The organism is Halosimplex pelagicum, from assembly GCF_013415905.1.
GTDB lineage: Archaea > Halobacteriota > Halobacteria > Halobacteriales > Haloarculaceae > Halosimplex > Halosimplex pelagicum.
Window position 1 is genome coordinate 4219372 of record NZ_CP058909.1, and the last position, 13350, is coordinate 4232721.

Below are 13350 nucleotides of genomic sequence, written 5' to 3' on the forward strand. Positions count from 1 at the left end.
AGGTGCGGTAGTTACTCGGAGACCGCCATGGGATTCGAACAACGCCAGGACTTCGCGCGCCAGGTCGCCGACCTCAACAAGTACGGGCAGGCGCTGAACCAGTGCGAGTCCGTCGACGAGGTCGTCTCGCTGACGCTGGAGGCGGTCACGATCCTCTTCGAGCTGGCCGACGTGACCGTCGTCGAGGTGCGCGACGGCGACCTGCACGTCGTCGGGAGCACGAGCGCCGAGGTCTCCGCCGGCGGGGCGCCCGGTCAGGTGGCACGCCGGGCTCACGAGACCGGCGAGACCGTCACCGTCACGGGCGAGGCGGCGGGGAACGACGACGACGAATCCGGGGCGACGCTGGCCGTCCCCGAGGGGATCGTCGACGAGCCGATCTGCGTGATCGTCGTCCGCTCGTCGAGCCCCGTGGAGTTCGGCGACGAGGTGGTCCGACCGATGGAGATCCTCGCCACGCACGCCGCGACGGCGATCAGCAACATCCGGTCGCGAGAGCGCCTCGAACGCGCTCGCCAGGATCTGGAGACCCGCAAGGAGATGATCGAGATGTACGACCGCCTGCTGCGCCACGACATCGGCAACGACCTGCAGATCATCGCCGGGTTCGCCGACGCGGTCGCGAGGACGGTCGAAGACGAACGGGCCGGCGAGTACGTCGCCAAGATAGAACGCGCCGCGAACAACTCCGCGGACCTCATCGAACGGGTGGGCGACCTGATGTCGACGCTCGAAGCCCAGCGCGAACCCGAACCGCGGGACCTGCGCCCGCTGCTCGAAGCCACCGTCGACGACGTGACCGACCAGTACGAGTCGCTGTCGGTCGAGTTCGACCCCGACGACTTCGACGACCGCGTCTACGCCGGCGACCTGCTCGACTCGGTGTTCACCAACGTCCTCACCAACGCCGCGGTCCACAACGACGGCGAGGTGACCGTCGCCCTCTACGCCGAGGCGCCCGCGCCCGACCGCCTCGTCGTCGGGATGGCCGACGACGGGAGCGGTATCGACCCCGGTCTGGGCGGGGAGATATTCGAGATGGGCGTCAAGGGGGCCGACAGCGAGGGGACCGGGTTCGGGCTCGGGTTCGTCCGCGCGCTCACCGAGTCCTACGGCGGGACGGTCGCCGTCCGCGAGAGCGACGCCGGCGGCGCGGACTTCCGGGTGACCCTCGAACGGGTCTGAGACTTCCTCCGGATTCGGCCGGGAACCCGCTCCCGGGCGCCGAGGTCACTCCAGATCGGCCGCGGTCTTCACGAGCGCCATCTCGGTGGGCCGGATGCGTTCCGAGCCGGCCACGTCCCCGGCGAGCGCGAAGCCCCCGTCAGCCGTCCGAACGAGGTCTCTCGCCCGGTCGTGCCCGCAACTTCCGTAGACGCGCTCGAACGTCACCTCGCCGCTCTCGTCGGTCCTGAGGAAGTAGACGTCGGAGCCCTCGGCGTCGAACGACTCGGTGAGCCCCGCCAGCGCGAACCCGCCGTCGTCGGTCCGAGCGATCCCGTCCGCCAGGTCGAGTTCGTCGCCGCCGTAACTCCTGACGAACTCCTCGTTCCCCGCGTCGTCGGTCTTCACGAGCCAACACTCCCCGGCCCGGCCCTCGGCCACGCCGGAGCCGGCGAGGGCGAACCCGCCGTCGTCGGTCTCGACCAGCGCGTTCGCCGACCAGACTCCCTCGCTGTCGATCGCCGTCGAGAACTCCTCGTTCCCCGCGTCGTCGGTCTTGAGGAACAGGGCGGCGTTCTCCCCGGAGTCCTGCAAGAACGTCGAGCCGGTCAGCGCGAACCCGCCGTCGCTCGTCTGTATCATCGCCCTCGCCGTCCCGCCGTCGTACGTCCGGCTGAACGCCTCGTTCCCCTCCTCGTCGGTCTTGATGAGCCAGAAGTCGCTGTCGAGGCTGTCGGGTGGGGTCGCGTCGCCGCCAAGCGCGAAGCCCCCGTCCGCGGTCTGGACGAGGCCGAACGCTCTGTTCCGCAGGCCGTCACCGTACGCCTCGGTGAACTCGACGTTCCCCTCGTCGTCGGTCTTCACGAGCCAGGCGCTGGAGGACCCTTCCCCGTACGACTCCGTGAGTCCCGCCATGGCGAATCCCCCGTCGCTCGTCTCGACGACGTCGTACGTCACCTCCGTCTCGTCGCCGCCGTACGTCCGGTCGAACACTACGTCCCCGTCGCCGTCCGTCACCAGGAGGGAAGCGTCGATGTTCCCCTCCCCTGTCAGCCGTCGGCCGGTGAGGGCGAACCCGCCGTCGGTCGTCCGGATCAGCGACTGCGCGCTGGCGTCCCGTTCGGATTCGAACGTCCTGGCGAAGTCGACCCAGTCGGACTCGGGGAGCGTCGGGTCGCAGGCCGGGTAGAGCTCGCTGTCGCAGATGCCGATGGTGTCGCGGTCTATCAGGCTCAGTATCTCGTCGGCCCCGACGCTGACGCAGTCGTTCGGGTTCACGTGGAGGGTGCAGCCCTCGCCTTTCCTGTACTCGTCCTCCTCGATGAAGCCGACGACCCGCTCGTCGTCCGCCGCGGTGTAGCAGAACGTGTTGTCGTGACCCCACGGCACGTCGCGCTCGGGAGCGGCCGGCAACGTCCGCCCCTCGTATCGCACGCCCGCCTCGACGACCGCGTAGTTGCCGTCGGTGTCGGTACAGACCGACTCGCAGCCGTCGAACGTCCACCTGTGGGCGCTCGCCGTACCCGACAGGAGACCGATCCCGGCCGTCGCCCCGCCGATCATCTTCAGCACTCCCCGTCTGTCGATCCCGGCGCCGGAGTCGTCGTTCGTCATACGTCCGAGATACGTACTGTGAACCTTCGTTATGCTCAGGATACTCCCGCGTAGCCAGTGGCCGTTTCCGGGAAAGGTCCGATTACGACGGTGAGACCCCGCCCCCTCCGGCACTCGGAGCGCTCGACGACGCCGCGACGGAGACTGGACCCGTGCCCATCTCGCAGGTCCCGACAGACCGCGGGATCGCCGTCCGCTGCGTCGCGGCGTCGCGACGTTCCGGCTCGCCGACCGACGCTCCCGACGCCCCCGACGCCCGAACCCGGGTTTATGCCGCTGGCGGCCGGACGCTCGCACGACCTCATGGACACCGTCACCGGCGACTGGGACCGCGAGCGGGCCGAACAGTTCCTCGACGAGCAGACCATCCCGGTGCGCCTCGCGACCCACACGCCCGGGGGCGGTCTCTGGATGCTCTCGCTGTGGTACCGCTACCGCGACGGCCACTTGGAGTGCGCCACCGGTGCGAACGCCAAAGTCGTCAGCTACCTCCGCGAGAACCCCGAAGTCGCTTTCGAGATATCGACCAACGACGTGCCCTACCGCGGCGTCCGCGGCGCGGGCACCGCCGATATCGCCCCCGACGAGGACAAGACCGTCCTCCGGAACCTCGTCGAGCGCTACCTCGGCGACACCGAGTCGAAGCTCGCCCGCTCGCTCCTCTCGCCCGACCGCGACGAGGTGCGCATCCGCGTGGATATCGACCGCGCCTACACCTGGGACTTCTCCGACCGGATGGGCGGGGGGTGAGCGTCGCTCTGGGGTTATGTGCGGTCGGCGCGCGCTGTCGCGGCCTCCGTGCCGCGACAAAATTCGCGCGAGGGATTCGCGACTCGTGTGTCGCGAATCGGCTGGGGAGGCTCGTGGCCGTCTGCGGTTGCTGTGCGGGGCGGTGCGGTTGCTGTCCCTGGCGGACTGAAAGGGCGAGACGCGCTCGCGCTTGTGTAGTCGTCTGAGCGGGTCCTATCCGCGCGGGCGGTGCGGAGAGCGCGGATATCCCGTCTCAGCGACCGCGAGCGGGCCGAGGGCTTTCATCGTCTGTTGTCTCCTGCGGTTGTGGTTCCGGCGAGGACGGTAGAATCGACAGTTAGCGAACGAGCCGAACGACGGCAACGGAGAACCGACCAGAAACGATCGAATCAGTCGATATCGATCGAGAGCCCGTCGGAGGCGAAGCGAACGTCGCCGTCGTACCGCTCACCGATCGAGTCCAGCATCTCGTCGTGGTGGCCGTCGGTGTGGGGGTAGAGGTGGGTCAGGTACACCCGACCAACTTCCCCGTCGGCCTCGGCCAGCACCGCACCCAGCTCGCTCGGCGTCGGATGGTTGTCCACGTCGACGCTGTCCGGGAACGAACAGTCGTGCGCCAGTACGGCGGCGCCGTCGGCGAACTCGACCAACTCGGGGAACGCCTCGGTGTCGCCGCTGAAGACGAACGCCGGAGGGTCACTGTCGCCCGATGCCGACGAGCCCGACTCCGCGAAGCGATAGGCGAGACAGTACATCGAGTGGCGGACCTCGAAGCCGGTCACGTCGAAGCCGGCGAGCGAGAACGATTCGGGACCGACCTCGCGGAAGGTGAGGTCCATGCGACCCTGCAGGTAGTCGTGGACGCCGAGCAGGTCTGTCACGAGGTCCTCGGTCCCCTCGGGCCCGGCGACAGTCAACTCGGTCGCGCCGGCGAGCCAGCGGGCCTTCAGCAGCGCCATGAGGTCGGAGACGTGGTCGAGGTGGTGGTGGGTCAGGAGGACGGCGTCGATACCCTCGTAGCCGACTTCCGTCCGCTGGAGGCCGTGGAGGACGCCGCTGCCGCAGTCGACGAGCAGGGTCCCGCCGGCCGACTCAAGGAGGATGCCGGTCTGGAACCGCTCGCCGGTCGGCATCGCGCTGCCGGTGCCCAGAAACGTGACGCGCATAGGCGCTCCGACGGACGGGACGCTGAAAAGTCGTGTCGTGGACGGGCGTTCGATGGCGCCGGCGCCGTCGCCGCAGCGACACCGGCGACCACTTTCACCCCGCGGTCCAAACCCACTTCACGGCGCGGCGCTAACCGGAGAGCCGAGGCCACATGGGAGGACGCGAGTTGCTGGAGTCGGCAGACGTGGGTGTCGACGCCGCCGGCGCAGCGATCGACGACGGCGACGTGCTCGACCTGCTGGAGCCCCCGGTCCGGGAGTGGTGGGTCGAGCAGTTCGGCGCGTTCGTCCCCGAGAACGGCGGCTTCTTCACGCCGCCCCAGAAGGAGGCCGTCCCGCTCATCCACGAGGGCGAGAACGCGCTCATCGCGGCGCCGACGGGATCCGGCAAGACGCTCGCGTCGTTCACCAGCATCATCAACGAACTCTTTCGCCGCGAGCGCGCCGAGGGGCTGGAGAACTCGGTCTACTGCCTGTACGTCTCCCCGCTCAAATCGCTCGCCAACGACATCCACCGCAACCTGGAGGTGCCGCTCGACGGGATCACCGAGAAGCTCGACGAGCGCGGCGAGGACGCGGAGATCCGCCACGCCATCCGCCACGGCGACACGAGCGACAGCGACCGGCAGAAGATGCTGCGGGAGACGCCGCACATCCTCAACACGACGCCGGAGACGCTCGCGATCCTCCTCAACAGTCCCAAGTTCCGGGAGAAACTGCGAACGGTCGAGTACGTCGTCGTCGACGAGATCCACAGCCTCGCCGAGAACAAACGCGGCACCCACCTCTCGGTGTCGCTCGAACGGCTGGAGGCGCTCGCCGACGACTCGCCGACCCGCATCGGCTGCTCGGCGACGGTCGAACCGCTCGACGCGATGGCCGAATTTCTCGTGGGGCAGGAACAGCCGGGCGGCGACCCCCGCGACTACGAACTCGTGGACGCCCGCTTCGCCCGCGAGTTCGACATGGAGCTGATGTGTCCGACCGACGACCTGGTGAACACGCCGCCGGACGCCGTCAACGACCGGTTCTACCGCGACCTGCACGACCTGATCGGCGACCACACCAACACGCTGGTGTTCACGAACACCCGGTCGGGCGCCGAGCGCGTGCTGCACAACCTCCGCGAGCGCAACGACGACTACGACGAGGACAACTCGGGCTGTCACCACGGCAGCCTCTCGAAGGAGCGCCGCCAGGAGATCGAGCGCGACCTCAAATCGGGCGACCTCGACGTGGTGACGACCTCGACGAGCCTGGAGCTGGGGATCGACATGCCCCACATCGATCTGGTGGTGCAGGTCGGCTCGCCCAAGTCCGTCGCGTCGCTGCTCCAGCGGGTGGGACGGGCCGGTCACCAGCTCGGCGAGACGGTGACGGGCCGCGTCGTCGCGCTGGACCGTGACGAACTCGTCGAGTGCGCGGTGATGCTCAAGAAGGCCGAGGACGGGTTCGTCGACCGGGTGTTCGTCCCCGAGCGCGCCCAGGACGTGGCCGCCCAGCACGTCTACGGCATGGCCATCGCCGAGATCCGGCCCGAGGCGGAGATCCGGGGGATCCTCGAACGGGCCTACCCCTACCGGAACTACACCGACGAGGAGTGGGAGTCACTGATGCGGTATCTCACCGCCGACTACGAGGGGATGGAGGACAAGAACGTCTACGCGAAGGTCTGGCGCGACACCAACGACGCGCCCGACGGCGAACACCACTACGAGGAGTACCCCGTCGGGGAGCACCTGATGGGCAAGCGCGGCCGGCTCGCGCGGGTCATCTACATGACCAACATCGGCACCATCCCCGACTCCTTTACCTGCGACGTGTTCACCCGCTCGGGCGACGAGTGGGTCGGCCAGTTAGACGAGGCGTACCTCGACACCCTCGAATCGGGGGACGTGTTCGTCCTCGGCGGCCAGAACTTCGAGTACCGCTACCGCCGCGGGTCGAAGGTGTACGTCGACCCCACCAGCTCCCGCCCGACCGTCCCGTCGTGGTTCTCCGAGCGGCTCCCCCTCTCCTACGATCTCGGCCGAGAGATCCTGTCCTTCCAGCGGGAGCTGCTGGACAAGATGGAGCGGGGCGGCGCCGGTGCGGTCCGCCACTGGCTGCGGGAGTTCCCCCTCGACGAGAACAGCGTCCGCGCCGTCGCGCGGATGTTCGAAGAACAGGTCAAGTACGCGGGGCGCGAGAGCGTCAGCACCGACGAGCGGCTGGTCGTCGAGGAGGAACTCGACCGCGAGGAGTACGAGCGCCGCTACTACGTCCACTCGAACTACGGCCGGCGGTTCAACGACGGCTTCTCGCGCCTGCTGGCCTACCGGATCGCCCGCGAGGCCAACGCCAACGTCCAGGTCGCCGTCGCCGACAACGGATTCTCCCTCTCGATGCCGCTCAACCGGAAGGTCGACGTGCTCGGCGTCGTCGACGACATCCACCCCGCCGATGTGCGCGAGGACCTGCGCGCCAGCCTGGAGGGGACCGACCTGCTCCAGCGCTACTTCCGCATCGACGCGACGCGGGCGCTGATGATCCTCAAACGCTACAAGGGCTACGAGAAATCGGCGGCCGAACAGCAGATGAACTCCGAGATGCTGCTGGGGTTCGCCGAAGACCTGGAGGGGTTCGCCGTCGTCGAGGAGACGTATCGCGAGATCCTGGAGGACAAGCTCAACGTCGGCGCCATCGAGGACGTGCTGGAGGCCGTCGAGGCCGGCGAGGTCGCCGTCGAGCACTTCCGCGTGCGGTCGCCGTCGCCGCGGGCGTTCGGCCTCGCGACGCTGATGGCTTCCGACGTGGTGCTCGCCGAGGACGAGAGCGAGGTGCTCCAGCGCTTCCACGAGCGCGTCATGGAGGAGATCGGGGACGACGCCGCCGAACCGGGGCTCGGCGAAATCTGAGCGCCAGCGGGGATCAGCCGCCTCGCGACAGCGAGCGCCTACATCTCGTCTTCCGTCTCCGTTCCGCCGCCCATCGTCTCGTTGCCGCCCATCCCGCCCATGCCGCTGTCCGTTTCCGTCGCTCCCATTCCGTTCCCCATGCCGTCGTCGGTCTCGTCGCCCATGCCTCTCATTCCGCTCTCGGTCTCGGTCGCGTCCATTCCGCCGCTCATGCCGCTTTCCGTATCGGTCGTGCCCATCCCGTCGTCCATGCCCTCGGCATCGTCCATCGAACTATCCATCGAGTCGGTGGATTCGTCCATGGAATCGCCGGAGCCGTCCATCGAGCCGCCGGAGCTGTCCATCGAATCGTCGCCGGCGTCGTCGGTCGGCGTCCCGTTGCCCTGATCCGAGCAGCCGGCGAGGGTGCCGACCGCAGCGGTCGCGAGCGCGCCGCGAACGAACGTGCGTCGAGTGTGTTCAGTCATTGCTTCGTCGGCGACCGCGCCCGGACGCCGGATAAGCTATTTTCGAACTCCCCTCGGAGGGTCCGCAAACTCCGTTCGGTCCGCGGTCGGAATTGGTTCAAACTCCGTTCAAAATTCGGTGACGAGAGCGCGGCGATCCACCGGCGACACCGCTCTCAGACGAGCAGCGTGTCGAGCGCGTCGGGGACGACGAGCACGTCGCTGCCCGGTTCGACGGCGTCGGCGACCGACTCGCGGGCGTGCATCAGGCACTCTTCGACCACCTCCGGGCTGGCGCTGTCCGTGACGTAGATGTCGTGGTCCCGGAGCGCACGAGCGACGACGAAAGCTCGCTGCGCGCCCGGTTCGTACCCCTCGCGCATCTCCTCGTAGAGCGCGTCGGCGCTCTCGGCGCCCGAGAGCCGGTCGTAGAACCGCCGCTCGCCCGTTCCCGCACCGGCGCCCTCTGGGAGCGCGGCGGGGATCACGACCCGACCGCCCTCCCGGAGCGGGTTGTGCGCGCCCAGAACGACGTAGGTCGCCGCCCGCGTCGTCTGGTAGAGGTTGGCGTCCTTCGGCGCGCCGACGCCGGCGACGACCGCGTCGTAGCCGTCCGCGACGGGCGCTGCGAGCGCCTCCCTGGCCGTGTCGGCCAGGTCGCGGACCACTGCCCGGGGATCGCCCGCGGCGGCGCCGAGGACCCCGCTCGGACCGTGCGTGACGTTGAGTGAGAACTCGACGCCCGCCAGATCGCCCGCCTCGTCGACGAACTCGCGGAACGGGTTGTCGTCGACGCGGCCCAGTCGCACGCCGTCGCGAGCCAGCAGCTCGGGGCCGTGGGAGTAGCCGATCTGGGACTCGCCGCCGGCGCCGACGACGACGGTCTTCGCGCCGCCGGAGAAGCCGGCGTACTGGTGGGGTTCGACCATCCCCGTCGCGAGGACGGTGTCGACCCGGGTGAGTCGCTCGTTGATCTCGATGGGGACTCCGTCGACAGACCCTACCTCGACGGTCGCGTCGGGGTCGTGGTTGACGGCGAGGTCAGCGTGGTCGCCGAGCGCGCGCTCGATCTCCGCCTCGTCCATCGGCCGATGGAGGCCGAGGCCGATAATCACGGTCACCTGCTCGCGGGCGACGCCCGCGGCGGCGAGTTCGTCGAGCAACACGTCCAGCAGTACGTCGTCGGGCGTGGCGCGGGTCACGTCGGTGACGACGATTCCGACCGTGTCGTCGGGGTCGACGCGGCGGGCGAGCCGCGGACCGTGCGGGTCGACGACGGCAGCCTCGGCCGCCGTTCGCGGGTCGACGGCGTCGCCGCCCGGCGGTCGGCAGACGGTCACGTCGCAGTCGGACAGGGAGACGGAGACGGTCCCCTCGCCCAGTGGGAGTTCGACTGGCACGGCCGCCCGTAGCACCGCCGCCGCCGAGAGCCTACCGGTCGCTCGCAGTTCGGCGATCCGGCCTCAGTCGGCGGCCGTCGAACTGCCGAACCCGTCGAACCGTCCGACGAGCGCCGGGAGCGAGACGATGCCGAACGCCAGCGCGGCGTTGGCGGCCGCCGCGGGGACCAGCAGGGGCTCGACGGTCTCGACGACCGCGATGGCCGCTCCGACGAACGCCACGCCGCCGACGGTGACCGCGGCCCGCTCGACGCGCGAGCGGAACCGTTCGGCCCGCGTCCGCCAGGCCGCGCCCGCGAGTCCGCCGACGCTGCCGCCCATCGCGAGCGCCGCGTCGCCGGGCTCGGTCGTCAGGATCACCGCGGGGACCGCGCAGACGACCGCGAGGCCGAAGACGGCGGCCGGCCCGTAGTCGACGGCGACGGCGACGACGCCCACCATCACCAGCCCCACGGCGAAGCCGGCCACCACGTCGCCGAGGTAGTGGACGCCGATGACGACGCGCGAGAGGCCGACGAGCGCGACCAGCGCGCCCGTCCCCGCCAGGAGCGTCGGGTCTCGGTAGCGGTCGAGCGCGACCAGTGTCCCGCCGTAGACGGTCGTCGCCGCGATGGCGTGGCCGCTCGGGAAGCCCACGGGGCTGGGATCGGCCGCGATCCGTCGGACGGCGGCCGGCGGCCGCGGCAGTCCGAACCAGTACTTCAGCGCCAGCGTCACCGACACCGCGACGAAGGCGACGGCGACCACCGTCAGCAGCTCGCGCCGCCGGGACTGGTCGTTCCAGTACGCCAGCGACAGCGCGACCATCAGGAACTTCGCGCTCCCCAGGACCGTGAGCAGCCCGAACACCGGCACCAGCTCCGCCGGAACCGCACCCCGGATCGCCTCGCTCGCCGCGACCAGCCGGAACATGTCCGCTCCCGAGTCCGCCGCCGGCTTATAGCTTCCCTCCGGCGGTGCCGGCGACGAGCGCCGAGGCTAGTGATAAATCCTCGCCACGGAGTGAAACTGAAACGGTACGGAACTAGATATAAAACCTGGCCACACGGTGAAAGTGAAGCGACGATTCACTAGTCAAAAGTGATAGCCACGGAGCGAAAGTGGAATACGGCGACAGAATGACGCTAGCCGAGAAAATTGGGTCGGCGGGTCAGCGCGCCCACTCGACCATGCGACCGTAGGTGTCGTCGGTGGCCAGCGCGTCGGCGTCGCCGACGAGGACCAGCGCCTTCTTCGCTCGGGTGAGGGCGACGTTGACGCGGCGGTAGTCCTCAAAGATGGGGGAGTCCAGCGACCCGGTGGCGACGAAGGAGATGACGATGACCTCCTTGCTGGAGCCCTGGAAGCGGTCGACGGTGTCGACGGCCAACGCGTCGGGCACGTACTTGCCGATCTCGGCGACCTGCGCGCGGAACGGCGCGATGACGCCGATCTCGTCGGCCGGGACACCGGCCTCGCGGTAGGCCGCGACCGTCTCGGCGACCGTCTCGGCTTCCGTCGGATTGGTGTTCCCCTTCGCCGTGCCGTCGGGGTCGACGAAGGCGACCTGGTCGCGGAGGTGCCCGGGGAGCGCGTCGACTGTGACCCCGTCCAGTTGGCGCAGGTGCTGGCCGGCCACCTCGCCCGTCGCCGGACGCAACTGCCCGCCGTAGAACTCCCGGGAGGCGAACGCCTGGATGCGCTGGGCCATGCGGTACTGCCGGTCGAGCATCACCGAGGCGTCGGGATACCGCTCGATGAGCCGTTGAAACAGCGACCGCGAGAGCACGGCGCCCGGTGCAGGGTCCCCGTCGTCGCCCGTCGGGAGGTCGTCGAGTTCGGGCTCGTCGGCCTGGACGACGGGCGGGAGCTGCTGGTGGTCGCCGACGAGGACGAACCGCTCGGCGAGGTTCGTCGCCGCCAGCGTCCCGGGTTCGGTGAGCTGGCCGGCCTCGTCGACCACGGCCGCGTCGAACTCCTGCTCGCGCATGATCCGCGAGCCGCAGGTGGCCGTCGTCGCCGCGACGACCCGCGCCTCGCGCAACTCGGCCACGCGCTCGTCGGGGTCGCCGGCCTTCTCCAGCCGGTATTCCTGCATGTCCTCGCGGACGCCGCTCTCGGTGCCGACGCGGACGAACTCGTCGAATCCCTGGTCGACGAGCGCTTCGAGCGCGTTGTCGACGGCCCGGTTCGTGAACGCCGAGAGCAGGACGCGCTCGCCGTCCTCGACCAGCGCTTGCACGATGTGTGCCAGCGTATACGTCTTCCCGGTGCCGGGCGGCCCGTGGATCAGCGCGCAGTCCTCGCAGCCGACGGCGAGGGCGACGGCCTCGTCCTGGGCGTCGTTGTTCGGGACGAACGTCTCCTCGACGGCCGAAAATTCGGGCTCGCGTCGGCCGAACAGCACGTCTTTCTCCGCGGACGACTGGGTGAGGACGGCGTCGTGGAGAGCGGTGAGCATCCGGTCGGTCGAGAGTTCCGAGGGGTACACGTCGAGGCGGCGCAGTTCGACCGGCTCGTCGGCGGTGACGACGACCTCCGGACCATCGATATCGGATTCCGGGTCGTCGACGCCCCCGCCGAGCCGCTCGACGCGGGCGAGTTCGGCCTCGCCACGGATCGGGTCGCCGTCGCTCGCGAGGACGAGGTCGCCCTCGCGGATCTTCGAGACGGCACCGGTCCCGCGGGCGCGCAGCTCCCAGCGGCCGCCGTCGAGTTCGGTCCGCTCGGTCGGTTCGAGGTTCACCAGCGCGCGGTCGTCGTCGGCCCGTTCCTCGGGGCTCTGCTCCCAGAGCTTCGCGTACTCGCGGTGGACGGCCCGCCGTTCGCGCTCGATGGACTCGTAGACGCGGTCGAAGTACTCCCGTTCTTCCTCCGGAACCGGCGAGCCGACCACCCCGGCCTTGGACTCCTGGCCGAGCCGACCCGAGACGGCCATGCAGGTGTCCTGCTCGAAGCAGTACTCGCACTTGGCGTCGGCCTCGTAGCCGGTCGGCACGTCGGCGTCGTGCTCCATCGCCGCCAGCGCGTTCCGGGTGCGGAGGACGAACTTCAGGAAGCCAGAGCCGATGGAGAACTCCTTGGCGGGCGAGAGGTCGCCGGTCTCCTCGTTGCGCTCGACGGCGGCGTTCTTGGTGTAGAGGAGGGTACCCGTGTCGGGCGGTTCCCCGCGGCGCTCGGCGAGGATGAGCGCGTAGCAGGTCGCCTGCACCTTGTCGTGGAAGCGCGGCTCGCGCTTGGTGTTCTTGCCCGTCTTCAGCTCGACCGGCATCCCGCGGCGGACGGCGTCGGCCCGTCCCTTCAGCCCGTAGGTCTCGCTGACCAGGGTCATCTCCGAGCGCCACTCGTCGCCGTCGGTCAGGGTGCCCTGCTGGAGCCACCCTTCGATGGCCGAGGCGTTCTGGCGCACCTCCTCGCGGACCTCGTCGGCGCTCCGGCCGAGCATCCCGAGTTCGAGTCCGGCCTCCTCGACGCGCTCGTCGATCGATTCGTCCAGGTCCCGTCCGCGCAGGAGGTCGCCGAACACCTCGTGGACGATGGTCCCCTTGACGACCGGGTAGGCGTTGGGCGTGCCGCCGATCTTGTTGAGGTAGTACATCCGCGGGCACTGCACCCACGAGCGCACGTCGGTCACGTCCACGAGGAAATCGGGCTCGACGACGACCATCGAGTCGCCCGTCGTCGAAAACTGCTGCTCGCCGCGGTACTCGCGCTCCTCGGGGTTCGTGACGGCGAGTTCCATCCCGGCTTCGAGGTACGTCGCCGTCTCGGTCCACTTGTTCCACAGCGTCACGGTCGTCGGCTCGCCCCGGCCCCGATCCGGCCGGAGGCTCACCTCGACGAGTTCGCTCTCGCCGTACTGCGTCGAGACGGTCTTCGGGTCGCTCACGTCGACGACGACGCCGCGGATAGTCACGCTCCGATCACGGGCGGG

At 69.5% G+C, this 13350-nt stretch carries 9 protein-coding genes; 3 read left to right on the top strand and 6 right to left on the bottom strand.

The annotated features are described in order from the left end of the window. Nucleotides 1-27: 27 nt before the first annotated feature. A complete protein-coding gene (locus HZS54_RS21020; RefSeq protein WP_179919064.1) occupies nt 28-1185 on the top strand; it encodes a sensor histidine kinase in 1158 nt (385 codons plus the stop codon). 45 nt (nt 1186-1230) lie between these two features. On the opposite strand, the gene HZS54_RS21025 is transcribed toward HZS54_RS21020, so the two are convergent. After that, a complete protein-coding gene (locus tag HZS54_RS21025) occupies nt 1231-2778 on the bottom strand; it encodes a hypothetical protein (RefSeq protein ID WP_179919065.1) in 1548 nt (515 codons plus the stop codon). Between the two features lie 303 nt (nt 2779-3081). Here HZS54_RS21025 and HZS54_RS21030 point away from each other — a divergent pair, with 303 nt between their 5' ends. Continuing rightward, on the top strand, nt 3082-3528 hold the full coding sequence (locus HZS54_RS21030) for a pyridoxamine 5'-phosphate oxidase family protein (RefSeq protein WP_179919066.1): 447 nt from the start codon (nt 3082-3084) through the stop codon (nt 3526-3528). 389 nt (nt 3529-3917) lie between these two features. On the opposite strand, the gene HZS54_RS21035 is transcribed toward HZS54_RS21030, so the two are convergent. Then, nucleotides 3918-4694, bottom strand: a complete 777-nt coding sequence (locus tag HZS54_RS21035; protein WP_179919067.1) for an MBL fold metallo-hydrolase — start codon at nt 4692-4694, stop codon at nt 3918-3920. A 152-nt stretch (nt 4695-4846) separates the two neighbouring features. Between HZS54_RS21035 and HZS54_RS21040 the strand changes: the two genes are divergently transcribed. After that, nucleotides 4847-7591: an ATP-dependent helicase gene (locus HZS54_RS21040; protein WP_179919068.1), complete on the top strand. Its 2745-nt coding sequence runs from the start codon at nt 4847-4849 to the stop codon at nt 7589-7591. A 38-nt stretch (nt 7592-7629) separates the two neighbouring features. Here the strand turns inward: HZS54_RS21040 and HZS54_RS21045 are convergent, their stop codons facing one another. The 4 genes from HZS54_RS21045 to HZS54_RS21060 form a co-directional block, all read right to left on the bottom strand. Next, nucleotides 7630-8058: a twin-arginine translocation signal domain-containing protein gene (locus HZS54_RS21045; RefSeq protein WP_179919069.1), complete on the bottom strand. Its 429-nt coding sequence runs from the start codon at nt 8056-8058 to the stop codon at nt 7630-7632. Between the two features lie 155 nt (nt 8059-8213). Further along, nucleotides 8214-9437 (bottom strand): lactate racemase domain-containing protein, encoded by a 1224-nt coding sequence (locus HZS54_RS21050; RefSeq protein WP_179919070.1) that lies wholly within the window; start codon nt 9435-9437, stop codon nt 8214-8216. Between the two features lie 63 nt (nt 9438-9500). Beyond that, nucleotides 9501-10349 (bottom strand): phosphatase PAP2 family protein, encoded by an 849-nt coding sequence (locus tag HZS54_RS21055; RefSeq protein ID WP_179919071.1) that lies wholly within the window; start codon nt 10347-10349, stop codon nt 9501-9503. 238 nt (nt 10350-10587) lie between these two features. After that, nucleotides 10588-13332, bottom strand: a complete 2745-nt coding sequence (locus tag HZS54_RS21060; RefSeq protein WP_179919072.1) for an AAA domain-containing protein — start codon at nt 13330-13332, stop codon at nt 10588-10590. Nucleotides 13333-13350 lie beyond the last annotated feature (18 nt).

Excerpts from the sequence above, each read along its gene's own strand:
- HZS54_RS21020 (WP_179919064.1), top strand. The coding sequence starts at position 28 with ATGGGATTCGAACAACGCCAGGACTTCGCGCGCCAGGTCGCCGACCTC.
- HZS54_RS21025 (WP_179919065.1), bottom strand. The coding sequence starts at position 2,778 with ATGACGAACGACGACTCCGGCGCCGGGATCGACAGACGGGGAGTGCTG.
- HZS54_RS21030 (WP_179919066.1), top strand. The coding sequence starts at position 3,082 with ATGGACACCGTCACCGGCGACTGGGACCGCGAGCGGGCCGAACAGTTC.
- HZS54_RS21035 (WP_179919067.1), bottom strand. The coding sequence starts at position 4,694 with ATGCGCGTCACGTTTCTGGGCACCGGCAGCGCGATGCCGACCGGCGAG.
- HZS54_RS21040 (WP_179919068.1), top strand. The coding sequence starts at position 4,847 with ATGGGAGGACGCGAGTTGCTGGAGTCGGCAGACGTGGGTGTCGACGCC.
- HZS54_RS21045 (WP_179919069.1), bottom strand. The coding sequence starts at position 8,058 with ATGACTGAACACACTCGACGCACGTTCGTTCGCGGCGCGCTCGCGACC.
- HZS54_RS21055 (WP_179919071.1), bottom strand. The coding sequence starts at position 10,349 with ATGTTCCGGCTGGTCGCGGCGAGCGAGGCGATCCGGGGTGCGGTTCCG.